This is a genomic window from Pseudomonas putida, from assembly GCF_028682175.1.
GTDB classification, from domain to species: Bacteria; Pseudomonadota; Gammaproteobacteria; order Pseudomonadales; family Pseudomonadaceae; genus Aquipseudomonas; species Aquipseudomonas putida_AD.
On sequence record NZ_JANHKS010000031.1, the window covers coordinates 42521 to 67408 of the forward strand.

The following is a 24888-nucleotide window of genomic DNA, read 5'->3' on the forward strand; positions in this document are numbered from 1 at the left end:
CGTTGCCGTGTCGCGGGTTAGAGTTCGCCGGTGCCCCACAGGAGCCGGCCTGAGGAGAAAGCATGATCGTTCGTCCCGTACGCAGCAGTGACCTACCGGCGCTGATCGATTTGGCGCGCAGCACAGGCGCAGGCCTGACTACGCTTCCGGCCAATGAAGAGCGTCTGGCGCACCGGGTCGGTTGGGCCGAAAAAACCTTCCGTGGCGAAGCCGAGCGGGGCGACACCGACTACCTGTTCGTCCTTGAAGACGACGACGGCCGCGTGGTCGGTATCTCGGCCATCGCCGGTGCGGTCGGTCTGCGCGAGCCCTGGTACAACTACCGGGTGGGCCTGACGGTCAGCGCCTCGCAAGAGTTGAACATCTATCGCGAGATCCCGACTCTGTTCCTGGCGAACGACCTGACCGGCAACTCCGAGCTGTGCTCGCTGTTCCTGCACGCCGATTTCCGCAACGGCCTCAACGGTCGCCTGCTGTCGAAGGCGCGGATGCTGTTCATCGCCGAATTCCCCGAGCTGTTCGGCGCGAAGATCATCGCCGAAATGCGCGGCATGTCCGACGAGCAGGGCCATTCGCCGTTCTGGGAAAGCCTGGGCCGGCACTTCTTCAAGATGGAGTTCAGCCAGGCCGATTACCTTACCGGTGTCGGCAACCGTGCGTTCATCGCCGAGTTGATGCCCAAGTTCCCGCTGTACAGCTGCTTCCTGTCCCAGGCCGCGCGGGACGTAATCGGTCGCGTGCACACCAGCACGGAACCGGCGCTGACGATGCTCAAGGCCGAAGGCTTCAGCTATCAGGGCTACGTCGACATCTTCGACGCAGGCCCGGCCATCGAATGCGAGACCGGCAAGATCCGCGCCGTGCGCGACAGCCAGGCGCTGGTGCTGGCGGTCGGAACGCCGGGTGATGACGCAACCCCGTTTCTTATCCACAACCGCAAGCGCGAAGATTGCCGCGTGACTGCCGCCCCTGCGCGTTTCGCAGCGGGCACGCTGGTGGTCGATCCGAAAACCGCCAAGCGCCTGCGTCTGACGGCGGGTGATCAGGTGCGCGCAGTGCCTCTGTCGCCGGCTCGGGAGGGTGTGTAAATGACGACTTTGTATATCGCAGGCCAGTGGCAGGCCGGGCAGGGCGAGGCTTTTGAATCGCTGAACCCGGTTACCCAGCAGGTGATCTGGAAAGGCCAGGGTGCCAGCGCGGCGCAGGTCGAGGCGGCGGTCAGCGCTGCACGTCAGGCGTTCCCGGCCTGGGCGACTCGCACGCTGGAAGAGCGCATCGTGGTGCTGGAAGCCTTTGCCGCCGCGCTGAAGAGCCGCGCCGATGAAATCGCCCGTTGCATCGGTGAGGAAACCGGCAAACCGCTGTGGGAATCGGCGACGGAAGTGACCAGCATGGTCAACAAGGTCGCGATCTCGATTCAGAGTTATCGCGAGCGCACCGGCGAGAAGAGCGGCCCGCTGGGCGACGCCAACGCTGTGTTGCGCCACAAGCCTCACGGCGTAGTCGCGGTATTCGGCCCGTACAATTTTCCGGGGCACCTCCCTAACGGGCACATCGTCCCGGCGCTGCTGGCCGGTAACGCGGTGGTGTTCAAGCCCAGCGAGCTGACACCGAAAGTCGCCGAGCTGACGGTGCAATGCTGGATCGAAGCCGGTCTGCCGTCCGGTGTCCTGAACCTGGTGCAGGGCGCTCGGGAAACCGGTATCGCGCTGGCGGCCAACGGCGGTATCGACGGCCTGTTCTTCACCGGCTCAAGCCGCACCGGCAACTCGCTGCATCAGCAATTCGCCGGGCGACCGGACAAGATTCTTGCCCTGGAAATGGGCGGCAACAACCCGCTGGTGGTGGATCAGGTCGCGGATGTCGATGCGGCGGTCTACACCGTCATCCAGTCTGCGTTCATTTCCGCAGGCCAGCGCTGCACCTGCGCTCGCCGCCTGTTGGTGCCGCAAGGTGGGTGGGGCGATGCTTTCATGGCGCGGCTGGTTGAGGTGACGTCGACCATTCAGGTCGGTGCGTTCGATCAGCAGCCGGCGCCGTTCATGGGCTCGGTGATTTCCCTGCGTGCCGCCCAGGCGCTGCTCGAAGCCCAGGAGCACCTGCTGGCCAATGGCGCCGTGGCGCTGCTGGAGATGGCCCAGCCCGACAGCAATGCGGCCTTGCTGACGCCGGGTATCCTGGACGTGAGTGACGTAGCCGAGCGTCCCGACGAGGAACTGTTCGGCCCCTTGCTGCAAGTGATTCGCTATGCGGATTTCGCTGCGGCCATCGACGAAGCCAACAACACCCAGTACGGGCTGGCGGCCGGCCTGTTGTCGGATTCGCAGGAACGCTATCGACAGTTCTGGCTGCAAAGCCGGGCGGGCATCGTCAACTGGAACAAGCAATTGACAGGCGCGGCGAGTACCGCACCGTTCGGCGGCGTCGGCGCTTCGGGCAACCATCGCGCCAGTGCGTACTACGCCGCGGATTATTGCGCGTACCCGGTGGCGTCGCTGGAGAGCGGGACGCTGGCGCTGCCAGCAAGCCTGACCCCCGGCATCACCTTGAAATAAGACTGTAGGAGCGCGCTTGCCCGCGACCGCGTAGTGTCAGTCGACACCTCGTTTGCGGACACAGAGCCGCCGCGGGCAAGCGCGCTCCTACAGGTGTGCAGCGCATGAAGAATGTGCATATAAAAACAGATCCACGGAGCCTCACCGATGAAATCCTGTGAAGTCAACTTTGACGGTCTAGTGGGGCCAACCCATAACTACGGCGGATTGTCCTACGGCAACGTCGCGTCCCAGAGCAATTGCCAGCAGTCCTCGAACCCGCGTGAAGCGGCGTTGCAGGGCCTGGCGAAGATGAAAGCGCTGATGGAAATGGGCTTCACCCAGGGCGTGCTGGCGCCGCAGGAGCGTCCGGACATCGCCGGCCTGCGTAAGCTGGGCTTCGGTGGCACTGACGCCCAGGTCATCGAGCGCGCTGCAAAAGAATCCATGCCGTTGCTGGTCGCCAGTTGCTCGGCGTCGAGCATGTGGGTGGCCAACGCCGCCACCGTCAGCCCCAGCGCCGACACCGCCGACGGCCGCGTGCATTTCACCGCCGCCAACCTGAACTGCAAGTACCACCGCAGCATCGAGCACCCAACCACCAGCCGCGTGCTGGGCGCCATGTTCGCCGACCAGCAGCATTTCGCCCACCACGCCGCCCTGCCTGCCGTCGCCCAGTTCGGCGATGAAGGCGCGGCCAACCACACGCGTTTCTGCCGCAGTTACGGCGAGGCAGGGGTGGAGTTTTTCGTGTTCGGTCGCGCGGCCTTCGACACCCGTTTTCCGGCGCCGCAGAAGTACCCGGCGCGCCAGACCCTGGAAGCCTCGCAAGCCGTCGCCCGCCTGCACGGCCTGAGCGATGAGGGCGTGGTCTTTGCCCAGCAGAACCCGGCCGTGATCGATCAGGGCGTGTTTCACAACGACGTGATCGCCGTGGGCAATGGCGAGGTGCTGTTCTATCACGAGGACGCTTTCCTCAATACCGAGCACATGCTCAGCGAGCTGCACGACAAGCTGAATCGTCGCGGCGGCCGCTTCCAGGCGATCTGTGTGCCGCGCACCGAAGTGGCGGTCGATGATGCGGTGCGCTCGTACCTGTTCAACAGCCAGTTGCTGTCTCGCGCAGACGGTTCGATGCTGCTGATCGTGCCGGAAGAGTGCCGCAGCAACGAGCGGGTGTGGAATTACCTGCAACGTCTGATCGCTGACGAGAGCCCGATCCGCGAGGTGAAGGTCTTCGACCTCAAGCAAAGCATGCAGAACGGCGGCGGCCCGGCGTGCCTGCGTTTGCGCGTGGCGCTCAACGAAACTGAACTGGCAGCGGTCAACCCAGGGGTTATCATGACCGCGCCGTTGTATGACACCCTCACGCAGTGGGTCGACAAGCATTACCGTGACCGCCTGAGCGAAAGCGATCTGGCCGATCCGCAGTTGCTGACCGAATGTCGTACGGCGCTGGATGAACTGACTCAGCACCTTAAGCTGGGCGCGGTCTATCCTTTCCAAATCAATTGATGCACCAGGGGCGTCGCTGCTCCTGCCTTATAGAGAGAATTTCTGCATGACCGACGCGCTGCGTTTGATCCTTGAAGACACCGATGGCACCCAGCTGGAAACCTCCTGCACCCGTTTTGCCGTGATCTGGCAGGGCAAAGAGGTGTGGATTCAGCAGGATGGCCGCGGTCAGTTGCTGATCGGCGTGGACGTCGAGGAAGGCGATACCGAATACGCCAACCTGCTGTTGCGCCCGATGGCCACCAACCTGGTCAGCCTGCAGCTGGAAATGGAAGCGGCCGACGTCGGCGAAGATGAAGAAGACGGTCACGTCCACGGCCCTGATTGCAATCACTAAGAGGTAATCGGCCTTATGCTCGCCCTCGGCAAACTGCTTGAACTGACCCTGGCGGGTCGTGAGCCCGCAGAAAAGACTCAACTGACCGTCGAAGGCGTGCGTATGCGCTGGCTGGCCGAGGGGGCGCTGGAAGTGCGCCCTCCAGAGGCCAAGGACAATGGCACCGACCTGCTGTTGTCCGCGGGTATCCATGGCAACGAGACCGCGCCGATCGAGCTGCTCGACGAGCTGATCCATGCCATTGCCCGGGGTGAACTCAAGCCTCGGGCGCGCATTCTGTTCCTGTTCGGTAACCCCGAGGCGATGCGTCGCGGCGAGCGTTACGTCGAACACGACATCAACCGGCTGTTCAATGGCCGTCATGAACAAGGCAGCGGCGCGGAAGCCATGCGCGCCTGCGAGCTGGAGCGCCTGGCTGCGAGTTTCTTCAGCGTGCCGGACCGCTACCGCCTGCACTACGACCTGCACACGGCCATTCGCGGCTCGAAGATCGAACAATTCGCGCTCTACCCCTGGAAAGAGGGGCGCCAGCATTCGCGCCGCGAGCTGATCCGCCTGCATCGCGCCGGGATGGAGGCCGTGCTGTTGCAGAACAAGCCGTCCATCGTGTTCAGCGCCTACACCTACGAGAAGCTCGATGCAGAAGCCTTTACGCTGGAGCTGGGCAAGGCGCGGCCGTTCGGGCAGAACCAGAGCGTGAACCTGACGCCGTTGAAACTCTGCCTTGAGCACCTGATTCGCGGCACCGAGCCGCTGGTGGGCGATCAGATCGACGGGTTGAAGCTGTTCAGCGTGGCGCGCGAGATCATCAAGCACAGCGACGCCTTCCGCCTGCACCTTCCGGCGGACATCGAGAACTTCACCAGGCTGGACAAGGGGTTCGTGCTGGCCGAGGACCTGGCCGATTCACGCTGGGTGGTAGAGGAGGAGGGCGCCCGCATCATCTTCCCCAACCCGAAGGTCAAGAACGGCCTGCGTGCCGGGATTCTGATCGTGCCGACGACGGATGAGCAGTTGGGCTGAAGCGATCCCCAATCCTGTAGGAGTGAGCTTGCTCGCGATTGCTGTGTGTCAGCGCCATATAGGTCACTGATACGACGCAATCGCGAGCAAGCTCACTCCTACAGGTATGCGGTGCCTCGAAAGACACCGCATTCCAGATCAACCCACAGCCTTCTGCGACTCACCCAGACGCCGCACCGCACGCAGCTTGGTCAGCGTATCTGCGCAAGTCTTCGCCGCTTCCTGGCCCTTGTGCACGAAGTGGTTGAAGAAGTAGTTGTGGTGTTCTTCGCCGCCGTGGAAGTGGTGCGGGGTCAGGACCACCGAGAACACCGGCACTTCGGTTTCCAGCTGGACCTGCATCAGCGCGCTGATGACCGACTGCGCGACGAACTCGTGGCGGTAGATGCCGCCGTCCACCACCAGACCTGCAGCCACCACGCCGGCATATTGACCGGTCTTGGCCAGCAGCTTGGCGTGCAGCGGGATTTCGAAGGCGCCGCCCACTTCATAGAAATCGATGTCGGATTCGGCATAGCCATGGTTGGCCATCTCGGCGACGAAGCCCTTGCGCGCCTGATCGACGATATCTTTGTGCCAGCAAGCTTGAATGAAAGCGATGCGCTCGTGAGCGTGAATTGCGGTGGGTTGCATCTGTTCTGACTCCTGTTTAATTAAAAAACAGGGCGTTTGGATCGAAGGGGATGCCAGGGTACGGTCGCAAGCGGCCCGGCAAAAAATGCCCGTGACCCGGCTGCGAGACGATCCTGTGGTGCCAATCCCGTTCTCTCTTCATCCGGACTATGACCGTCGGCCCCGGGATCACACCGGGTCTGCTGACCTCTGTCGGGATTGAAATCCCGACCGAGCGCTCGCGGGCTAGGCACTTTGCGCACCATTACCGCCGGTGGGGAATCGCACCCCGCCCTGAGAACGTTGCCGACGGCATATTTCGTCGGCGTGCAGTTTGTAACACAGATTTTCAGAATGTGCATGGAGCCTTTTGGATGGTTTTCATCAGGTTTTCTTATAAGCAGGCCTTGGCTTTGCCGCGCGAAGACTTGATTATCAAGGGTCAAGGCCTCAGAACTGAGGTTCGACACACTTTTCAGGGAGCTTCATCGTGACGGTAATCGATCTGCGCAGCGACACAGTGACCCAGCCCACCGCCGGCATGCGCGAGGCCATGGCCAGCGCGCCCCTGGGCGATGACGTGTATGGCGAAGACCCGACGGTCAACAAGCTGGAATCCTGGCTGGCGCAGCGTCTGGGTTTTGCAGCGGCGCTGTTCGTTCCCACCGGCACCATGAGCAACCTGCTGGGCCTGATGGCCCACTGCGAGCGCGGCGAGGAATACATTGTGGGTCAGCAGGCCCACACCTATAAATACGAAGGCGGTGGCGCGGCAGTGCTGGGTTCGATTCAGCCCCAGCCGCTGGATAACCAGCCTGATGGTTCCCTGGACCTGAATCAGGTGGTCGCGGCCATCAAGGCCGATGACTTCCATTTCGCCCGCACCCGCTTGCTGGCGCTGGAAAACACCATGCAGGGCAAGGTCCTGTCGCTGGACTACCTGGCCGCAGCGCGCAAACTGACCACTGAAAAGGGCCTGAGCCTGCATCTTGACGGCGCGCGCCTGTACAACGCCTCGGTCAAGCTGGGCGTGGATGCCCGCGAGATCACTCGGCATTTCGATTCGGTATCGGTTTGCCTCTCCAAAGGCCTGGGCGCACCCATCGGCTCGGTGCTGTGCGGTTCCAGTGAGTTCATCGCAAAGGCTCGCCGTTTGCGCAAGATGGTCGGCGGTGGCATGCGCCAGGCCGGTCTGATCGCGGCGGCGGGGCTGTATGCGCTGGAGCATCAGGTCCAGCGCCTGGCAGACGATCACGCCAATGCCGCGTTCCTGGGCAAGGCTCTGTCGGAGCTGGGCTTCACCGTCGAGCCGGTTCAGACCAACATGGTGTATGTGCAGATCGGTGAGCGGGCCGACCAGCTCAAGGCGTTTTGCGCCGAGCGCGGCATCGTCCTGAGCGCGGCGTCGCGGCTGCGCATGGTCACGCACCTGGACGTGTCTGGCGCGCAAATGGAGCAGGTGGTTGCAGCATTTGCCGAATTCGGCGCGCAATAATCGACCGATAATCCAATTGGTTGCTTCTATCGTACAAAGACGCTGTACCGTGGAAGCAACGCCTATATAATGCGGCCCTTTGCCGTCGCTACGTCGAATGACGTTATGCATTTGCCTCTGGCCGCAGTTCCCGTGGAAGAACCTATGAAAAGCGCAGAAATCCGTGAAGCCTTCCTGAGCTTCTTCGAAGAGCAGGGCCACACCCGTGTCGCCTCCAGCTCCTTGATTCCGGGCAACGACCCGACCCTGCTGTTCACCAACGCAGGCATGAACCAGTTCAAGGACTGCTTCCTGGGCCAGGAAAAACGAGCCTATACCCGTGCCGTCAGCAGCCAGAAGTGCGTGCGCGCCGGCGGCAAGCACAACGACCTGGAAAACGTCGGGTACACCGCGCGTCACCACACCTTCTTCGAAATGCTGGGCAACTTCAGCTTCGGTGACTACTTCAAGCGCGATGCGATCACCTTCGCCTGGACCTTCCTGACCGGCGTCCTGAAGCTGCCGAAAGACAAGCTCTGGGTCACTGTCTACGCCACCGACGACGAAGCCTACGACATCTGGACCAGGGAAATCGGCGTACCGGCCGAGCGCATGGTCCGTATCGGCGACAACAAGGGCGCGCCGTACGCTTCCGACAACTTCTGGACCATGGGCGATACCGGCCCGTGCGGTCCTTGCACCGAGATCTTCTACGATCACGGCGCCGACATCTGGGGTGGCCCGCCGGGCTCGCCCGAAGAGGACGGCGACCGTTACATCGAGATCTGGAACAACGTCTTCATGCAGTTCAACCGCACCGCCGACGGCGTGCTGCACCCGCTGCCAGCGCCGTCGGTCGACACCGGCATGGGCCTTGAGCGGATCAGCGCCGTGCTGCAGCACGTGCACTCGAACTATGAGATCGACCTGTTCCAGAGCCTGCTGGCCGCTGCCGCCAAGGCCATCGGTTGCACCAATGACGCCCAGCCTTCGCTGAAAGTCGTGGCCGACCACATCCGTTCCTGCGGTTTCCTGATTGCCGATGGCGTACTGCCATCCAACGAAGGCCGTGGCTACGTACTGCGTCGCATCATCCGTCGCGCCTGCCGTCACGGTAACAAGCTGGGTGCCAAGGGCAGCTTCTTCTACCAGATCGTCGCGGCACTGGTTGCCGAGATGGGCGAAGCCTTCCCGGAACTCACTTCCCAGCAGGCGCACATCGAGCGCGTACTCAAGGCTGAAGAAGAGCAGTTCGCCAAGACCCTGGAGCAGGGCCTGAAGATCCTCGAGCAGGACCTGGCCGAGCTCAAGGGCACCGTGGTGCCGGGCGAAGTGGTGTTCAAGCTGTACGACACCTATGGCTTCCCGATGGACCTGACCGGCGACATCGCCCGCGAACGCAACCTGACCCTCGATGAGGAAGGCTTCGAGCGCGAGATGGACGCCCAGCGTGAGCGCGCCCGCTCCGCCAGCGCCTTCGGCATGGACTACAACAGCCTGGTCAAGGTTGACGTGGCCACCGAGTTCACCGGTTATAAGGCCACCAACGGTGACGCCAGGGTCGTGGCTATTTATAAGGATGGCGAGTCGGTCCAGCAACTGAATGAAGGCGAGGAGGGCGTGGTGATCCTCGATCGCACGCCGTTCTACGCAGAATCCGGTGGCCAGATTGGCGACTGCGGTTTCCTCCAGGCTGGCGCTGCGCGTTTCGACGTGCGCGACACCACCAAGACCGGCGGCGCGTTCCTGCACCACGGCGTGCAGGTGTCCGGCAGCCTGTCGGTAGGCGCTGCACTGCAGACTGAAGTCGCTGCTGATGTGCGTCAGGCCACGTCCCTGAACCACTCGGCCACCCACCTGCTGCACGCGGCACTGCGTCAGGTCCTGGGCGATCACGTCCAGCAGAAAGGCTCGTTGGTCGACAGTCAGCGCCTGCGCTTTGACTTCAGCCATTTCGAGGCGATCAAGCCCGAGCAGATCAAGGCCCTGGAAGACATCGTCAACGCCGAAGTGCGCAAGAACACTGCGGTCGAAACCGAAGAAACCGACATCGACACCGCCAAGAAGAAAGGCGCCATGGCGCTGTTTGGCGAGAAGTACGGCGACAGCGTTCGCGTACTGAGCATGGGCGGTGATTTCTCCGTCGAGCTGTGCGGCGGGATTCACGCCAACCGCACTGGCGACATCGCGCTGTTCAAGATCGTCAGCGAAGGCGGCGTCGCTGCCGGCGTGCGTCGTATCGAAGCGGTCACCGGCGCCGTGGCGCTGGCGTACCTGAACGGTGCCGAAGAACAACTGAAGGAAGCCGCGAGCCTGGTCAAAGGCAACCGCGACAACCTGCTGGACAAGCTGTCGGCTGTCCTGGAACGCAATCGCTTGCTGGAAAAACAACTGGAACAACTGCAGGCCAAGGCGGCCAGCGCTGCGGGCGACGATCTGTCTGCCGCTGCGGTGGACGTCAAGGGCGCCAAGGTCCTCGCTGCCCGTCTCGACGGTCAGGATGGCAAGGCGCTGCTGGCCCTGGTTGACCAGTTGAAGAACAAACTCGGCCGCGCAGTGATCCTGCTCGGCGGTGTGCATGAGGAAAAGGTCGTGTTGGTGGCTGGCGTCACCAAGGACCTGACTGGCCAACTCAAAGCCGGTGATTTGATGAAGCAAGCGGCTGCTGCCGTTGGCGGTAAAGGCGGTGGTCGTCCTGATATGGCGCAAGGCGGCGGTGTCGATGCCGCAGGCCTGGACGCAGCGCTCGCGCTGGCGGTTCCGTTCGCCGATCAGGGACTGTAACAAACCCTTGGTCGACCCACTGCGGCCTGCCTGCCGGCAGGTCGCAGCGCTTGGTGGTTTGAATGTTTAACGGGCGCCCTTCACGGGCTGAGGCGGCTTTGAGATGGCTTTAATCGTACAGAAATTTGGCGGCACCTCCGTGGGCTCGGTAGAGCGCATCGAGCAGGTGGCCGACAAGATCAAGAAATTCCGCGAGGCGGGTGATGATCTGGTGGTCGTGCTGTCGGCCATGAGCGGCGAAACCAATCGCCTGATCGACCTGGCCAAGCAGATCAGCGATCAACCGGTCCCGCGCGAGCTGGACGTGATCGTTTCCACCGGCGAGCAGGTGACCATCGCCTTGCTGGCCATGGCGCTGATCAAGCGTGGCGTGCCTGCGGTGTCCTACACCGGCAACCAGGTGCGCATCCTGACCGACAACGCGCACAACAAGGCGCGTATCCTGCAGATCGACGATCAGAAAATTCGCGCTGACCTCAAGGAAGGTCGCGTAGTTGTCGTCGCCGGTTTTCAGGGCGTCGACGAGAGCGGCAACATCACGACCCTGGGTCGTGGCGGTTCCGACACCACGGGCGTTGCCCTGGCGGCGGCCCTCAAGGCCGACGAGTGCCAGATCTACACCGACGTCGATGGCGTGTACACCACTGACCCGCGCGTAGTGCCACAAGCACAGCGTCTGGAGAAGATCACCTTCGAAGAGATGCTGGAAATGGCCAGTCTCGGTTCCAAGGTCCTGCAGATCCGTTCGGTGGAATTCGCCGGCAAGTACAACGTCCCGCTGCGCGTGCTGCACAGCTTCAAGGAGGGTCCAGGTACCCTCATTACCATTGATGAAGAGGAATCCATGGAACAGCCGATCATTTCTGGCATCGCCTTCAACCGTGACGAGGCCAAGCTGACCATTCGTGGTGTCCCGGATACTCCAGGCGTTGCCTTCAAGATCCTCGGCCCGATCAGCGCCGCCAACATCGAAGTCGACATGATCGTGCAAAATGTTGCGCACGATAACACCACCGACTTCACCTTCACCGTGCACCGCAACGAGTACGACCAGGCCCTGGCCGTGCTGAATAAGACCGCCAGCGAAATCGGTGCCCGTGAAGTGATCGGCGACACCAAGATCGCCAAGGTTTCGATCGTTGGCGTCGGCATGCGCTCCCACGCAGGCGTTGCCAGCCGCATGTTCGAAGCGCTGGCCAAGGAAAGCATCAACATCCAGATGATCTCCACCTCCGAAATCAAGGTTTCGGTGGTCATCGAAGAGAAGTACCTGGAGCTGGCCGTGCGCGCCCTGCACACTGCCTTTGAACTCGACGCGCCTCGCCAGGGCGAGTAAGCGTTGACCGAAAGGCGCGGTGAATACCGCGCCTTTCGTGTTTCTGAACGGCGCGATAAAACTGTTTTTTTTCCGCCGCTAGTCAATACTCAAGGCTGACCGGGCTGCTGGTACAGGTTCCGGACGATGCCTTTTGGTTGTGCAGACTGTAGTCCCTGAATGTAGATTGAGGAGATAGGCATGCTGATTTTGACCCGTCGGTGCGCGGAGAGCCTGATTATTGGTGACGGTGAGATCACCGTAACCGTGCTCGGCGTTAAAGGTAATCAGGTACGAATTGGCGTCAATGCGCCCAAGGAAGTGGCTGTTCACCGTGAAGAGATCTACGAGCGCATCAAGAAAGAGAAGGGCCAGGAACCAAGCCATTAATTTTTATTGAATTTTTGGTTTGCAAACGGGGAAAAGGGTGGTTATTATACGCCCCGTGTTGCGGAGAGCTGGCCGAGTGGCCGAAGGCGCTCCCCTGCTAAGGGAGTACACCTCAAAAGGGTGTCGGGGGTTCGAATCCCCCGTTCTCCGCCATTATTTGCGTAGTACGTTGTAATCTGGCTTCTTCGGTAAGTTGTTGAATTTACTAGAAAAAGTGGTTGACAAGCAGATTCAACGGCCTATAATGCGCGGCAACAAATGCACTCGTAGCTCAGCTGGATAGAGTACTCGGCTACGAACCGAGCGGTCACAGGTTCGAATCCTGTCGAGTGCACCATTTAAGCGTTGTTTGTAGTGATACAGATAACTGCTTTAAGAAAGAGCCTGGCTTCAACAGGTCTTCGGAAGCACCACTCACTTCCAGAAGTAAAATGCAGTAACCAGTGGTGATCTGGTTTAACAAGCGCCACTTGCACTCGTAGCTCAGCTGGATAGAGTACTCGGCTACGAACCGAGCGGTCACAGGTTCGAATCCTGTCGAGTGCACCATAAATCAGAAGGCCCGCATGAAAATGCGGGCCTTTTGTCTTTCTAGCGTTCCTGCTTCTGAATCCTGCCTTTCACGCAGCCGTGTTCATCGAATGACACCTGCCGGCTTTTGCCTTTTTTCTCCTCGTATACATACTTCACCTCGCCGTTGCGGCTCACGACCTTGTCCGGTCTGCCCAGCAGGCTTTCCACATCGCGTCTGGTCATGCCGGCAGGTGTCTGGTAGTTGATGATCGCCTTGCGCCGCTGTTCAGCACTCAGCACGTTGCCGCAGCCGTCGTCCCGCTGGCCGACGATCACCAGTTCGTGGCTGCTGCCAGTCTTGGCACCTGGCGCAGGCGGAGCAGGGCCGGGTGCTATCGTTCCAGGTGGAGCGTTGTAAGCCTGGTGCAACTGCATGTCATGGCCGGGCGGACAGCCCAGGGTGGTGAAGGTGAGATTGCCGCTTTCATCGGTGCAGCGCTGCACGCTGTTTGCCCATGTAGGCACGGGAATGAAAAACAGGGCAGCAATAATGGCTTTTCGAAGGTCCAATGGCACAGGCGCGTCCTCCTTGACGGGGTCAGCGCAGCCTAGCCAGATGATTATTCGGGAGCGAGCGTGTTTTCTTCACCGGATGTGACGTCGCAGGATAGAGAGACTCATCCCGCGGTCAGCATTGCGTTGCAAGCGCTTGTTCCGTGTTGAATTTTTAACATGCAGCCTCGACAAGCGGTGTATGATTGCGCCCGTCAGCCCCGCCGGGGCTTGTGGAATACCTCCATGGACTTACCCAGTAGCAACTTAAATCCAAGCTGTACCAATCAAGAATCGACTGATTGATCTTCCGGCGTGTTCCACTGCTGGGAGTGGAGTTCGCCTATGACTGAAATCGAAGTAAAAAAGACGCAGGAAAGCCTGCAGGATCGCCTTGCGCAAGTGGTCGATCTGCTGCAGCGCCAGCGTGTCGTCGAAGATCTGACCCATCGCCAGGAAGGTCAGCATCAGGATCGCGTCGAAAACCTGGTTCACCGGCAAAACCTGGTCGAGCTGCAACGCAAGCTCGATGACCTGCACTCCGCCGACGTCGCCTACATTCTTGAAGCCCTGCCTGTTGAGGACCGCCTGACGGTCTGGCAACTGGTCAAGGCCGAGCGCGACGGCGACATCCTTCTGGAAGTATCCGACTCCGTCCGTGAAACCCTGATCGCCGACATGGACGATCACGAGCTGCTCGCAGCCGCCAAGGAGATGGACGCTGACGAACTGGCCGACCTTGCGCCTGAACTGCCTCGCGACGTCGTGCATGAATTGATGGAAGCGCTGGACACCCAGCAGCGCGAGCGCGTGCGTTCGGCCCTGTCCTACGACGAGGAACAGGTTGGCGCGCTGATGGACTTCGAGATGGTCACCATCCGCGAGGACGTCAGCCTGGAAGTGGTCTTGCGTTACCTGCGCCGCCTCAAGGAGCTGCCAAGCCACACCGACAAACTGTTCGTGGTCGATTACGACGGCGTGCTCAAGGGTGTGCTGCCGATCAAGCGCCTTCTGGTCAATGACCCGGAGAAACAGGTGTCGGAAGTCATGGCCGACGATCCGGTCAGCTTTCACCCTGATGGCGACGCCTACGAGGCCGCCCAGGCGTTCGAACGTTACGACCTGATTTCTTCGCCGGTGGTGGACAAGAACGGCAAGCTGATCGGCCGTTTGACCATCGATGAAATGGTCGACCTGATTCGCGAAGAAAGCGAGACCGAAGTCCTCAACATGGCCGGTCTGCGGGAAGAGGAAGACATCTTCGCCTCGGTCTGGCGTTCGCTGCGCAACCGCTGGTCCTGGCTTGCGGTGAACCTCATCACGGCCTTCCTCGCATCCCGCGTGATCGGCCTGTTCGAAGGCTCCATCGAGAAGCTGGTGGCGCTCGCGGCCCTGATGCCGATCGTGGCCGGTATCGGCGGCAACTCGGGCAACCAGACTATCACCATGATCGTTCGCGCCATGGCGCTGGACCAGGTCAGCACCGGCAACGGCAACACCTCGCGCCTGATGCGCAAGGAGCTGGGCGTTGCGCTGGTCAATGGCTTGTTGTGGGGCGGGGTGATCGGCGTCGTGGCCTACCTGCTGTACCACAGCTGGTCGCTGGGCGTGGTGATGACCGCCGCGATGACGCTGAACCTGCTGCTGGCGGCGTTCATGGGGGTGCTGATCCCGATGACCCTGGCGCGGTTGGGGCGCGACCCGGCCATGGGTTCCAGTGTGATGATCACTGCAATGACCGACAGTGGTGGCTTCTTCATCTTTCTGGGGCTGGCCACGCTGTTCCTGCTCTAGTCCGCGCAAGCAAACAAAAAACCGCCCTGGGAGGCGGTTTTTGTTTTTTCATGGCAGCGTGCAGTGCATTTATGGCGGGCATGAAAAAGCCAGCGCTAGGCTGGCTTTCGGGAGAGCAAGGGCGACTTATTCGTCGTCGTTTGCCAGGCTTGTGTCGTGGGCAATCAACGACACCAGGGCGTTTTGCTGACGATGAGCCAGCTGGCGGAAACGCTGCAGCAGCTCACGCTCGTGCAGAGACAGCTCCGGGCTGTCCAGACGCAGGCTTGGCTCGTCGCCCAGTGCGCCTTCCTGAATCAGACTTTGCTCAAGACGCGCAATGATTTCCGAGTTCATGCTGCGGTGATGCTGCTTGGCGACTTCCGCAATACGCTCGCGCATGCCTTCCGGGAGGCGGACAACGAACTTGTCAGCTGTGCGACTGGAATAATTGGCCTGTTTCATAGGGCTCATATATTTAACCGATTTAGTTCAAAGGGGCAGGCGGTTCTGCATTCAGCCGCGTGATGTCATCGTCTGACTGTCATTTTGGCGAAATGTTCAACCAGCCAACATAAAGGTCCGCCATCATGCCTCAATACGTCGGATCCTTGGCGTCAAATCTGTGACAATATTGAACTAGATAAAGGCGTTTAGCCAGCACCAATTATCAGAAATGCGTTCTGGTTTGCAAAGTTCCCGGTTGCCACATTCCAGGCGATAACCGCCGTAGACGCGGCTTTGCGCCATGATGGCTATCTGTCTTCAGAGTAGAAGCGTCTGGGTCAAAATACGAGCACAGGCTCAAGAAAGAGACGAAGGGTCTTCGGGCGGGGCAGGCGGGTGCGTAGGGCGCGGGTGTAGGAAAGCAGCTCAGATCGAGTTGAAAAAAGCGTAGCAGATGGCAGCGCCGTGGATCACGGCTTGGCCTGGCGCAGTACAGGGTCGAACTTGATCCGGCGTCCCACGATCAACGCCATCACGAACAGGCAGGCGAACAGTCCTGCTGAAACCTTGGCGATAGTGCCCAGGGTGTCCATCGATGTCGGGAGCAATTGATCCGTCGCGATGGCCATGATGCTCAGAATCAAGAAGGACAATGCTGCTTTGGACATGGCGGTTCTCGTAGTCGTAGTCAGTGAAAAGCAGGCAAATCCGCTTCAGCTGGTAAAAAATCAGAACACCCAGCGTTCGGAGCGGTCGACAGGAATAGCTTCATCGGTATCGTTGGCCAGCATGGCGTCGGAATGCTGGCTTGGCATTGCAGCGTAGCGAGGCGCCTGCTTGATCAGATAATGAGGCTGTGCCTGAACGGCGACTGTCTCGGTCTTGCTGCCAGCATCGTGGAAGTGAAAGGCCACCAGAGCGACCAGGGCCGCAGCATTCAACAGCGAGAGAGTCATGTTCATGTCGGTTACCTTCGCTTGGAATTGATTTTGAAGGGGATTTGCACGAACAGGAGTAATGCAGCCTGCATGCCAGCTTTTTAGTGAAAAAATAATCAATAAAATCAATGGTTTACGAATGAATTTGCGCGGGTTTGGATTGCACTTTGCAATGATGTCAATGTGGTGCATTGCAAATTGCATGATGATGCTCGGGCGGGGGCGTCCGTGGGAAAGAGGCTACAGCTTGAAATGACAATGACGACATGACAAAACAAAGGCTTACCGTTAACATGCTCGCCGTCCCGCTGACGCCGACAGGCATGCTCAGCGGTTCGGTCGGCATGTTTCAGGCTACAGACGTTACGTCCTCTTAGTTCAACGGATAGAACGAGCCCCTCCTAAGGGCTAGATGCAGGTTCGATTCCTGCAGGGGACATATCCTTTTCTTCGCAATTCCCCCTCAACGACACCTGCGCTCGGCCTGGCGCCTTGACGTCGCGTCTGCACAAAACACCCACTCCATCCTGTAGCAGCACGGCTTGCCGGCGGGGACGTATTCACGACCGCCGACGCCGGCAAGCCGGACTGCTACGGGTATGGCTGACCTCGATCCCGTGGGAGCCGCCTTGGTGGCGAAGGCGATTTTGAGATCGCCCCCGCCGGCAAGCCGTGCTGCTACGGGAGGCCAAGGTTTTTTCTTGTGGCGGTAATGCTTCACAGGTGGTGAGTCGTGGCCACCACCGACGCCTTCACGTCGTTACCAGACATGCATCCCTCGCGCTTTTCTGGCTTAAATGCCCGGCAGCTGTGACCACCTGCGACCTATCCCAAAACCCGCCACTGGACTGACCCTCTATGAGCACTCCGCTGCAAGGCGCTGCGCGCGCCCATGAAGCTGCGAGACCTCAACTCGGTATCTTGTTGTGCCTGCTGTCGATGCTGATTTTTGCCGCCCAGGACGGGATCACCAAGGTGCTGGTCAGGGACTTGCCCATCATGCAGCTGGTGATGGTGCGCTACTGGGTGTTCCTGCTGTTCGCCATTGCCTACTGCACCTATCGTGGCGGTGTAAGAAACGCCAGCCGGAGCCGTCATCCTTTTCTGCAAATCATCCGGGCCTTGCTCGGGGTAGGGGATATCGTGCTGTTCGGCATCGGCTTGCGTTACCTGGGGCTGGCGGAGATGCATGCGTTGTATGCGGTGTTCCCCTTGATGACGCTGGGGTTAGCCGGGTTGTTTCTCAAGGAGTACATCGGGCTGCGACGCTGGCTCGCGGCGGGTGTGGGTTTTCTCGGTACCGTGGTGATCCTGCGGCCGGGTACCGGGGTGTTCGAGCTGGCTGCGTTGATTCCGCTGATCTCGGCCCTGGGTTTCGCGTTTTTCGGCGTGTTGACCCGGCGCATCAGCCAGGACGACTCTTTCGCGACCAACATGCTGTACATGGGCGTGATCGGTGCAATCGCCGTGACGGTGCTGGGGTTGCCGTTGTGGGTGACGCCAACGGGGACGGAGTGGGTGCTGCTGGGGATTCTGTCGATGACCGGCGTGGTGGCTCAGCTCTTGTTGCTTCAGGCGTTGCGCTACGCCACGGCATCGACCCTGCAGCCATTCAACTATTCGCTGTTGTTGTTTGCCACGCTGATCGGCCTGTTGGTTTTTGGCGAATTGCCGGATAACTGGACCATCATCGGCGCTTGCCTGGTGATTGCGGGTGGGTTGTATGCGGCCAAGGTGAAGAGCTAAGCCGATAGCCATAACCACGAAAATCTATCGAGGTCATATAATTTTCACATCGTAGCCGCTATAGTGGCCACCGTTGTTGGGGAGTAGCCTGCTCAGGCCTTGGTCATGAGCGTTCGTGTCAACATTCTCGGCTTCATGCCGTGGCGCGAACACCTTTCGGTTGGCGAGACCAGCGATGCATCCATGCCTAAAGTCGGGCGTGTGGTTGCGTCGTTGTCTCTATAGCCCGACTGGAAGTACACCGTGAACCCCATTTCCCTGATTTTCCTCGCCCTGGCCATGTCCACGGACGCCTTCGCGGCGGCCATCGGCAAAGGCTCCAGCCTGCACAAACCACGTTTCAGCGAAGCGCTGCGCACCGGCCTGATCTTTGGTGTGATCGAAGCCATTACTCCGATTGTGGGTTGGGGTATCGGTCAGGTGGCCACTCAGTATGTCGAGAACTGGGACCACTGGATCGCCTTCACGCTGTTGCTGATCCTGGGCCTGCACATGATCTACAACGGCATCAAGCACGATGACGAAGAGGAGGAAAAACCCGACTCCCATTCCTTCGTGATTCTGGCGATCACCGCGTTTGCCACCAGCATCGATGCGCTGGCGGTGGGCGTGGGCCTGGCCTTCGTCAACGTGAACATCCTGGTGGCGGCCGGTGCCATCGGCCTTGCGACCACGGTCATGGTCACCCTGGGCGTGATGCTGGGTCGGGTGCTTGGCACAGTGGTCGGCAAGCGCGCCGAAATCGTCGGCGGTATGGTGCTGATGCTGGTGGGCTCGACGATTCTCTACGAACACTTGAGCGCCTGAGCCAGCCCTGACATCGCTCCCGCCGGCAAGCCGTGCTGCTACGGGAGCGTGGGGTTTTGCGGGAGGGAAGCGGTGCCAGGGGAGGGCACCGCTCCTGGGGCTGTTACTCTTTGACGTCCATGAACTCTTCGGCCCATGCCACGTAGTTTTCAGGCAAGGTGTAGGTGTGGGTCAGTTCGGTGGCGCTGAGGTTTTCGGTGCTGTGTGTGACCTGGCGCTGGGCGCGCAGGCAGTCGTAGGTGGCCTTGATCGAGGCGAAGTACGCCGCGTGGCCGGCGACGATGATGCGCACACCCAGCTTGGCCAGACGTTCGAAGTCGTTGAGTTTCGGGTTGCCGTAGGTCACCAGCATCAGCGGGACGGTGAGCTTGGCCGACACCTGCTCCAGGTGTTCGAAGTCCTTGATGCCGACGATGCAGATGCCATCCGCGCCAGCCTTTTCGTACGCCTGGGTGCGCTCGATCAGGTCTTCCACCGACAGCACGTTGGCGTTGGTGCGGGCAATGATTGCCAGTTCCGGATCGCAGCGCGCTTCCAGGGCCGCCTTGACCTTGCCGATGCCTTCTTCGATGGAAATCAGGTCCGTTGACTTGCGCCCGAACTGCGCTGGCAGCAGGGTGTCCTCGATGGTCAGCGCCGCAACCCCTGCGCGCTCCAGTTCTTCGACGGTGCGCATGACGTTCAGCGCGTTGCCATAACCGTGGTCGGCGTCCGCCAGGAACGGCAGTTGCGCAACGCGACCGATGCGGGTGGCCTGCTCGACGAATTCGCTCAAGGTAATGAGGGCGAAGTCCGGGGCGGCCAGCACCTGCAACGAGGCGACCGAACCACCGAGAATGCCGACTTCGAAGCCCAGGTCAGCGGCAATGCGCGCAGACATCGGGTCGAAAACGGAGGCGGTGTCGAAGCACTTGTTGGAGGCGAGAAGCTCGCGGAAATTACGGCGCAGCGCGGTGTGGGACATTCTGGACATGACGTTTCCTGTACTGGCGATCATCGTTGACGCCATTTCATATGCTCATAGGTGCGGCGAGACTATCACGCCTGTAAACCCTGGGTTATGTCGTTTGGGAATGGGGTATGCGCACCGCACATGATGCCGAGGATATGGCCGCTGAATCGTTATTTCTTGCACTGTTTCGGGGCGTTTTGCCGACAATTTCCAGCTGCCTATCAAAAAATAAAACCAGCCGCCCGACGTTCGGGAAGCTGGTTGGGATGGCCGCCGGTTTCGGTCAGGCCAGGGTGACTTCGGCATTGATGTTGCCGCGGGTCGCCTTGGAATATGGGCAGGCCTGGTGCGCCGCTTCCACGACCTTCTGCGCGGTTTCACGGTCCAGCCCTGGTAGGCTGACCTTGAGACGGGCCTGGATCAGGTAGCCGCCTTCGTTGGTGCCCAGGTCGACTTCGGCATCGACGCTGGTGTCGGCGGGCATTGCCACTTTCATCTTCTGCGTGACCACGCCGATGGCGCCAATGAAGCAGGCCGACCAGCCCGCCGCGAACAGTTGCTCGGGGTTGGTGCCGTCGCCCTTGGCGCCCGGAGAAGACAGCTTGATGTTCAGGCGATTGTCGTCGCTCGCGGCAGCGCCGTCGCGTCCGCCATCGGTGTGAACCCTGGCGGTGTACAGCACTTTGTCCAGATCTTTGCTCATGATGTGCTCCTATTGGTAGTGCCTTGTGCCATTCAATGAGGAATCGGCCCGCTTACCGGGCCGATTCAAGTGTTGCCTGCTTTTCGGGTTTGTCGAATCGCAGGTATCCGATCAGTGCCCAGCGCTCTGGCCGCCGTCTACGTGCAGGATCTCGCCAGTCACGAAGTTCGCGCTGTCCAGGTACAGCACGGCGCCAACGATGTCTTCGACTTCACCCATGTGGCCGACCGGGTGCAGTGCGCCCAGGGCGGCGTGGGTTTCTTCGCCGTGCATCGGGGTCTTGATGATGCCAGGGGAGACGGCGTTCACCCGGATGCCGCGCTTGGCGTATTCGATGGCCAGGGATTTGGTCGCCGCGTTCATGCCGCCCTTGGTCAGGGACGCCATGACCGAAGGCACGCCCTCAACCGCGTGGTCGACCAGGGTGGTGGTGATGCTGACCACATGGCCGCCGCCGCCCTGTTTTTCCATCTGGGCGATGGCCAGTTGCGACATGCGGAAGAAGCTGGTCATGTTGGTGCCGACGATCTGCGCGTAGTCGTCCAGGCTGTATTCGGTGAAGGGCTTGGCCACGAAGATCCCGGCGTTGTTGACCAGCGTATCGATACGACCGAAGCGGGCCACACCTTCGCGGATGATTTTCTCGGCGGTGGCCGGGTCGGCGATGTCACCGGCCACGGTCAGGATGTCCGGATCGGTGGAAGGCTTGATCGAACGGGAGGTGGCGATCACCTGATAACCCAGCTTGCGAAAGCCCGCGACGATGCCTGCACCCAGACCTTGGGATGCGCCAGTGACCACAACGACTTTTTTCGAATTGCTCATGATGAATCCTCTTTAAACGTAAGAATGCGTATTGAACGAATGGGGTAAGGCTTCAGGCCGGTGTAGGCGTTTGCGCCATTTCCCGCAGGACCTGTTCGTAGTACTCGACCGACTGAGAACCGGTGACCAACTGACGACCGTTGAGCACCATCGCCGGTACCGAAGTGATCCCGCGCGCCTGATAAAAGCCTTCCAGCTCCCGGACTTCCTCGGCGAACCGGTTGCTTGCCAGCACCTCGCGGGCGGCTGCGGTGTCCAGCCCGTTTTCACCGGCCAGGCGTACCAGCGTCTCGAGGTCGCTGGGGTTCTGGCCGTCGGTGAAGTAGGCCTTGAGCAGTGCTTTTTTCAGCGCGACCTGGCGGCCTTCTCCCGCAGCCCACAGCAGCAGGCGATGGGCGTCGAAGGTGTTGTAGAAGTGGCTGCGTTTTTCCAGGTCGAAGTCAAAGCCCAGCGCCTTGCCGCGGGCGATCACCATTTCATTGCGTGAGGCGACTTCTGCAGCGGTGCGGCCATATTTGCGCATCATGTGCTGGATGGCGTGCTCGCCCTCGGCCGGCATGTCCGGGTTCAGTTCGAAGGGTTTGTACGAGAGCTCCACGGTCACTTCGCCAGCGAGGTTGTCGATGGCCTGTTCCAGGGCGGTAGCGCCCAGCGCACACCAGGGGCACACGATGTCCGACACGAAGTCGACGCTGACGGCGACGGTCACGATTTGGCCTGCGTCAGGTTTTTGCGGTACTCGGTGGTGGTGATTCCAGCGTAGCCCCAGTTATCGGTGTCCACTTCCTCGATCACGATGTGGGTCAGGTGCGGGTCCTTGCCCAGAACGGTCTCCATGGTCTTGGTGATTTCGGCGATGACCTGGGCTTTCTGTTCTTTGGTAACGCCATCACGGGTGATGCGAACGCTGATGAAAGGCATGAGTGCAACTCCAGAGGTTGACCGGTCGGGGTGATCGGTCAGCAGGTGGAGTGGACTTTAGAAAGTTGCGTGAAGCGGATAAATACGGGGGCGGGTACTTCATTTGTGATGCCGTGTAATAAATCCCGTCGCGATCGCTCAGGTAGCAGCACGGCTTGCCGGCGGAGCGACCTCGAGGGCGTCCCCGCCGGCAAGCCGTGCTGCTACGGGACGTAGGCGGCTGCAATTTTAGGGTAGGGGCATCACAAACGAAAAAGCCACGGGGTTCAAATCCCGTGGCTTTTTTGTTTACAGCGTCAACGATGGAGCCTGTTACAGCGCCATGTCGTTCGCAGGCTTGCTTTCAACCGGCGTGGCTGGGGTCGCGGTGCTGGTGCCGACGCTCTGGTCGATCACTGGCGGCTTGTCCAGTTGCAGGACTTCAGCGGTGTAGTTCCACTCCTGCTGAACGGCGGCAGGGGAGTCGTTCAGCTTGGTGCCGTAGCTTGGAACGATCTGACGGATCTTGGCTTGCCACTCAGGGGTTGCAACCTTGTCCTTGAAGACCTTTTCCAGCACGTTGAGCATGATCGGCGCGGCGGTCGAGGCGCCTGGCGATGCACCCAGCAGAGCGGCGATGCTGCCGTCCTGGGACGAGACGACTTCGGTGCCCAGCTTCAGCACGCCGCCTTTCTCGGCATCACGCTTGATGATCTGTACGCGCTGACCGGCTTGCCACAGGCGCCAGTCTTCTTTCTTGGCGTGCGGGAAGTATTCCTGCAGGGCCTTGAAACGGTCGTCGTCAGACAGCATCAGCTGGCCGGCGAGGTACTCGACCAGCGGGTACTGCTCGATGCCCACTTTGGTCATTGGCCAGAAGTTGTGGGTGGTCATGCTGCTGAACAGGTCCAGGTACGAACCTTCTTTCAGGAACTTGGTGGAGAAGGTCGCGAACGGGCCAAACAGGATCACGCGCTTGCCGTCGAGCACGCGGGTGTCCAGGTGCGGAACCGACATGGGTGGCGCGCCGGTGGAGGCGATGCCGTAGGCCTTGGCCATGTGCTGCATGGCAACGGTCGGGTTCTCGGTCACCAGGAACGAACCGCCAACCGGGAAGCCTGCGTAGTCGCGGCCTTCCGGAATGCCGGATTTCTGCAGCAGCTTGAGTGCGCCACCGCCGGCACCGATGAACAGGAACTTGGCGTCGGTCGCGCTGCTGGTGCCGTCCTTCAGGTTCTTGTACTCGACGTGCCAGGAGCCGTCGGCGTTACGGGTAATGTCGTTGACTTCGCTGGACAGCTTGAGCTTGAAGTTCGGGCGAGCCTGCAGGGACGACACGTACTGACGGGTGACTTCACCCCAGTTGACGTCGGTGCCGATTGGCGTCCAGGTGGTCGCCAGCTTCTGGTTCGGGTCACGACCTTCCATCATCAGCGGGACCCACTTGGCGATCTGCGCCGGGTCTTCGGAGTACTGCATCGGGCGGAACAGCGGGCTCGCCTGCAGTGCTTCGTAACGCTTCTTGAGGAACTTGATGTTGTCATCGCCCCACACGAAGCTCATGTGCGGAGTGGAGTTGATGAACGAGTGCGGGTTCTTCAGGACGTCGCTGCGCACCTGCCAGGACAGGAACTGACGGGTCACCTGGAAGGCTTCGTTGATCTCGATCGCCTTGGAGATGTTGACCTTGCCGTCTTTGTCTTCAGGCGTGTAGTTCAGCTCTGCCAGGCCGGAGTGCCCGGTACCGGCATTGTTCCAGCCGTTGGAGCTTTCTTCGGCGACCGCGTCCAGGCGCTCGATCATTTCCATCGACCAGCCCGGCTCCAGCTCGTTGAGCCAGACACCCAGGGTCGAACTCATGATGCCGCCACCGATCAGCAGCACGTCCACTTTCTTGGCTTCAGCGGCGTGTGCCTGAAGCATGCCCAGCGTAACTGCCAGCCCCAGCAGCGCCTTGCTCGTCTTTTTCAGCATTGTGTTATCCAGTTGATCGAACATTATCCGCCTGCCGTTTTTATGGGGGCCGATTCCGAGGAGTGTCACGTCGTTTTGCAACTGACGTTGACGCAAGTCCGGTATCGCGCCCGACGGGCGAGGAGGTAGGGTTCAAGGGCGTTAGACGCTCCTCGAGTTCTGTGTCCCTCCGCGCTGGCTTGTTGTTAGATCATTGGAATCAGCAGCTTGAGTAAACAGTACAACCGCCGCACGGTCCGGTCATCAGGTCCAGATGGGTGCGGCGGGCGCGGATTGTACCTTAAATGTGATTTACGACAAAACATGTGACGAATTAGTCAATTAGCCAATGTGTCACAGGTGGCGAAGGAATGGCTCTGGCGCTTGCTTATGATCGCTCCCACGCTCTGCGTGGTGACGGTTGACTTGACGCTCCGCGTCTTGTTGCGACGCTGAGGTCGTGTGTATATCCGTTGTCGCGGTGGCTGGGCTTATGGGTTTCGCCCCTTACGGGCGACCTACTTTCCTTACGGGGAAAGTAGGCAAAGCCATTGCGACAGGCTGGGGTCCTTCGGACTTCCCTCGACTCCGGCGCCGTTCCGGGGGCACGCCGTCTCGTCCATATGAGCGCCGTCCATGGCCCGCACGGCTAGCGGCTTCCTGCCGCTCATCCCCCTACACGACGCCTGCGCTCGGCCTGGCGCCTTGACGTCGCGTTCGGCGGCGCCTGTACCACCGCGCACGAAGATCAAGATCAAAAGCACACCACCTTCCCGTAGCAGCACGGCTTGCCGG

23 protein-coding genes, 4 tRNA genes and 2 riboswitches are annotated in these 24888 nt (G+C 60.5%); of the genes, 16 read left to right on the forward strand and 11 right to left on the reverse strand.

Annotation, left to right across the window (positions count from 1 at the left end):
• Positions 1-62 precede the first annotated feature (62 nt).
• The 5 genes from astA to astE all read left to right on the forward strand — a co-directional run bounded on the left by astA (position 63) and on the right by astE (position 5409).
• The gene (gene astA / locus NPS29_RS19860) at positions 63-1088 is read left to right on the forward strand and encodes an arginine N-succinyltransferase (RefSeq protein WP_274134524.1); all 1026 of its coding nucleotides are present in this window, start codon (positions 63-65) and stop codon (positions 1086-1088) included.
• On the forward strand, positions 1089-2555 hold the full coding sequence (gene astD, locus NPS29_RS19865; RefSeq protein WP_274134525.1) for a succinylglutamate-semialdehyde dehydrogenase: 1467 nt from the start codon (positions 1089-1091) through the stop codon (positions 2553-2555). It begins immediately after the preceding gene.
• Between the two features lie 147 nt (positions 2556-2702).
• A complete protein-coding gene (gene astB / locus NPS29_RS19870; RefSeq protein ID WP_274134527.1) occupies positions 2703-4049 on the forward strand; it encodes an N-succinylarginine dihydrolase in 1347 nt (448 codons plus the stop codon).
• Positions 4050-4095: 46 nt separating this feature from the next.
• Positions 4096-4386, forward strand: coding sequence for a topoisomerase II (locus NPS29_RS19875; protein ID WP_274134528.1), 291 nt, complete (start codon positions 4096-4098; stop codon positions 4384-4386).
• A 15-nt stretch (positions 4387-4401) separates the two neighbouring features.
• Positions 4402-5409, forward strand: coding sequence for a succinylglutamate desuccinylase (astE, locus tag NPS29_RS19880; RefSeq protein WP_274134530.1), 1008 nt, complete (start codon positions 4402-4404; stop codon positions 5407-5409).
• Between the two features lie 138 nt (positions 5410-5547).
• Here the strand turns inward: astE and NPS29_RS19885 are convergent, their stop codons facing one another.
• Complete coding sequence (locus NPS29_RS19885) at positions 5548-6042, reverse strand: 6,7-dimethyl-8-ribityllumazine synthase (RefSeq protein ID WP_274134532.1); 495 nt, start codon at positions 6040-6042, stop codon at positions 5548-5550.
• Positions 6043-6167: 125 nt separating this feature from the next.
• A riboswitch (FMN riboswitch) is annotated at positions 6168-6327 on the reverse strand.
• Positions 6328-6511: 184 nt separating this feature from the next.
• Between NPS29_RS19885 and ltaE the strand changes: the two genes are divergently transcribed.
• The 7 genes from ltaE (at position 6512) to NPS29_RS19920 (ending at position 12533) form a co-directional block, all read left to right on the forward strand.
• Positions 6512-7516, forward strand: coding sequence for a low-specificity L-threonine aldolase (ltaE, locus tag NPS29_RS19890; RefSeq protein WP_274134534.1), 1005 nt, complete (start codon positions 6512-6514; stop codon positions 7514-7516).
• 144 nt (positions 7517-7660) lie between these two features.
• Positions 7661-10279, forward strand: a complete 2619-nt coding sequence (alaS, locus tag NPS29_RS19895) for an alanine--tRNA ligase (RefSeq protein WP_274134535.1) — start codon at positions 7661-7663, stop codon at positions 10277-10279.
• A gap of 103 nt (positions 10280-10382) precedes the next feature.
• Complete coding sequence (locus NPS29_RS19900; RefSeq protein ID WP_274134536.1) at positions 10383-11615, forward strand: aspartate kinase; 1233 nt, start codon at positions 10383-10385, stop codon at positions 11613-11615.
• A gap of 180 nt (positions 11616-11795) precedes the next feature.
• Positions 11796-11984 (forward strand): carbon storage regulator CsrA, encoded by a 189-nt coding sequence (csrA, locus tag NPS29_RS19905; protein ID WP_274134538.1) that lies wholly within the window; start codon positions 11796-11798, stop codon positions 11982-11984.
• Positions 11985-12046: 62 nt separating this feature from the next.
• A tRNA-Ser gene (locus tag NPS29_RS19910) sits at positions 12047-12137 on the forward strand.
• Between the two features lie 107 nt (positions 12138-12244).
• Positions 12245-12321: transfer RNA gene (locus NPS29_RS19915), tRNA-Arg, on the forward strand.
• Between the two features lie 135 nt (positions 12322-12456).
• A tRNA-Arg gene (locus tag NPS29_RS19920) sits at positions 12457-12533 on the forward strand.
• Positions 12534-12575: 42 nt separating this feature from the next.
• On the opposite strand, the gene NPS29_RS19925 is transcribed toward NPS29_RS19920, so the two are convergent.
• The gene (locus NPS29_RS19925; protein ID WP_274134552.1) at positions 12576-13067 is read right to left on the reverse strand and encodes an outer membrane protein assembly factor BamE; all 492 of its coding nucleotides are present in this window, start codon (positions 13065-13067) and stop codon (positions 12576-12578) included.
• A gap of 327 nt (positions 13068-13394) precedes the next feature.
• On the opposite strand from NPS29_RS19925, the gene mgtE reads away from it, so the two are divergent.
• Positions 13395-14843 carry a magnesium transporter gene (mgtE, locus tag NPS29_RS19930; RefSeq protein WP_274134539.1) on the forward strand — a complete coding sequence of 483 codons (1449 nt, stop codon included), beginning with the start codon at positions 13395-13397 and terminating at the stop codon, positions 14841-14843.
• Positions 14844-14969: 126 nt separating this feature from the next.
• On the opposite strand, the gene NPS29_RS19935 is transcribed toward mgtE, so the two are convergent.
• From NPS29_RS19935 to NPS29_RS19945, 3 genes are all read right to left on the reverse strand, one after another.
• Positions 14970-15296 (reverse strand): Arc family DNA-binding protein, encoded by a 327-nt coding sequence (locus tag NPS29_RS19935; protein ID WP_093464019.1) that lies wholly within the window; start codon positions 15294-15296, stop codon positions 14970-14972.
• A 443-nt stretch (positions 15297-15739) separates the two neighbouring features.
• Positions 15740-15937, reverse strand: a complete 198-nt coding sequence (locus tag NPS29_RS19940; protein ID WP_274134541.1) for a PA3371 family protein — start codon at positions 15935-15937, stop codon at positions 15740-15742.
• 60 nt (positions 15938-15997) lie between these two features.
• Positions 15998-16231, reverse strand: coding sequence for a hypothetical protein (locus NPS29_RS19945; RefSeq protein ID WP_274134553.1), 234 nt, complete (start codon positions 16229-16231; stop codon positions 15998-16000).
• Positions 16232-16574: 343 nt separating this feature from the next.
• Between NPS29_RS19945 and NPS29_RS19950 the strand changes: the two genes are divergently transcribed.
• The 3 genes from NPS29_RS19950 (at position 16575) to mntP (ending at position 18760) form a co-directional block, all read left to right on the forward strand.
• A tRNA-Arg gene (locus tag NPS29_RS19950) sits at positions 16575-16646 on the forward strand.
• A 419-nt stretch (positions 16647-17065) separates the two neighbouring features.
• On the forward strand, positions 17066-17953 hold the full coding sequence (locus NPS29_RS19955) for a DMT family transporter (protein ID WP_274134542.1): 888 nt from the start codon (positions 17066-17068) through the stop codon (positions 17951-17953).
• A 66-nt stretch (positions 17954-18019) separates the two neighbouring features.
• Positions 18020-18191, forward strand: a riboswitch (yybP-ykoY riboswitch).
• 5 nt (positions 18192-18196) lie between these two features.
• The gene (gene mntP, locus NPS29_RS19960) at positions 18197-18760 is read left to right on the forward strand and encodes a manganese efflux pump MntP (protein ID WP_274134543.1); all 564 of its coding nucleotides are present in this window, start codon (positions 18197-18199) and stop codon (positions 18758-18760) included.
• A 103-nt stretch (positions 18761-18863) separates the two neighbouring features.
• Here mntP and NPS29_RS19965 read toward each other — a convergent pair whose 3' ends face one another.
• The 6 genes from NPS29_RS19965 to mqo all read right to left on the reverse strand — a co-directional run bounded on the left by NPS29_RS19965 (position 18864) and on the right by mqo (position 24114).
• Positions 18864-19733 (reverse strand): isocitrate lyase/PEP mutase family protein, encoded by an 870-nt coding sequence (locus NPS29_RS19965; RefSeq protein ID WP_274134544.1) that lies wholly within the window; start codon positions 19731-19733, stop codon positions 18864-18866.
• 262 nt (positions 19734-19995) lie between these two features.
• Complete coding sequence (locus NPS29_RS19970; RefSeq protein WP_274134545.1) at positions 19996-20415, reverse strand: organic hydroperoxide resistance protein; 420 nt, start codon at positions 20413-20415, stop codon at positions 19996-19998.
• Positions 20416-20526: 111 nt separating this feature from the next.
• A complete protein-coding gene (locus tag NPS29_RS19975) occupies positions 20527-21240 on the reverse strand; it encodes an SDR family NAD(P)-dependent oxidoreductase (protein WP_274134546.1) in 714 nt (237 codons plus the stop codon).
• A 52-nt stretch (positions 21241-21292) separates the two neighbouring features.
• Complete coding sequence (locus tag NPS29_RS19980) at positions 21293-21949, reverse strand: DsbA family oxidoreductase (protein WP_274134547.1); 657 nt, start codon at positions 21947-21949, stop codon at positions 21293-21295.
• Positions 21946-22161 (reverse strand): tautomerase family protein, encoded by a 216-nt coding sequence (locus NPS29_RS19985; protein ID WP_274134548.1) that lies wholly within the window; start codon positions 22159-22161, stop codon positions 21946-21948. Before NPS29_RS19985 ends, NPS29_RS19980 begins: the two co-directional genes overlap by 4 nt.
• 312 nt (positions 22162-22473) lie before the next feature.
• Positions 22474-24114 carry a malate dehydrogenase (quinone) gene (gene mqo, locus NPS29_RS19990; RefSeq protein ID WP_274134549.1) on the reverse strand — a complete coding sequence of 547 codons (1641 nt, stop codon included), beginning with the start codon at positions 24112-24114 and terminating at the stop codon, positions 22474-22476.
• Between the last annotated feature and the right edge of the window lie 774 nt (positions 24115-24888).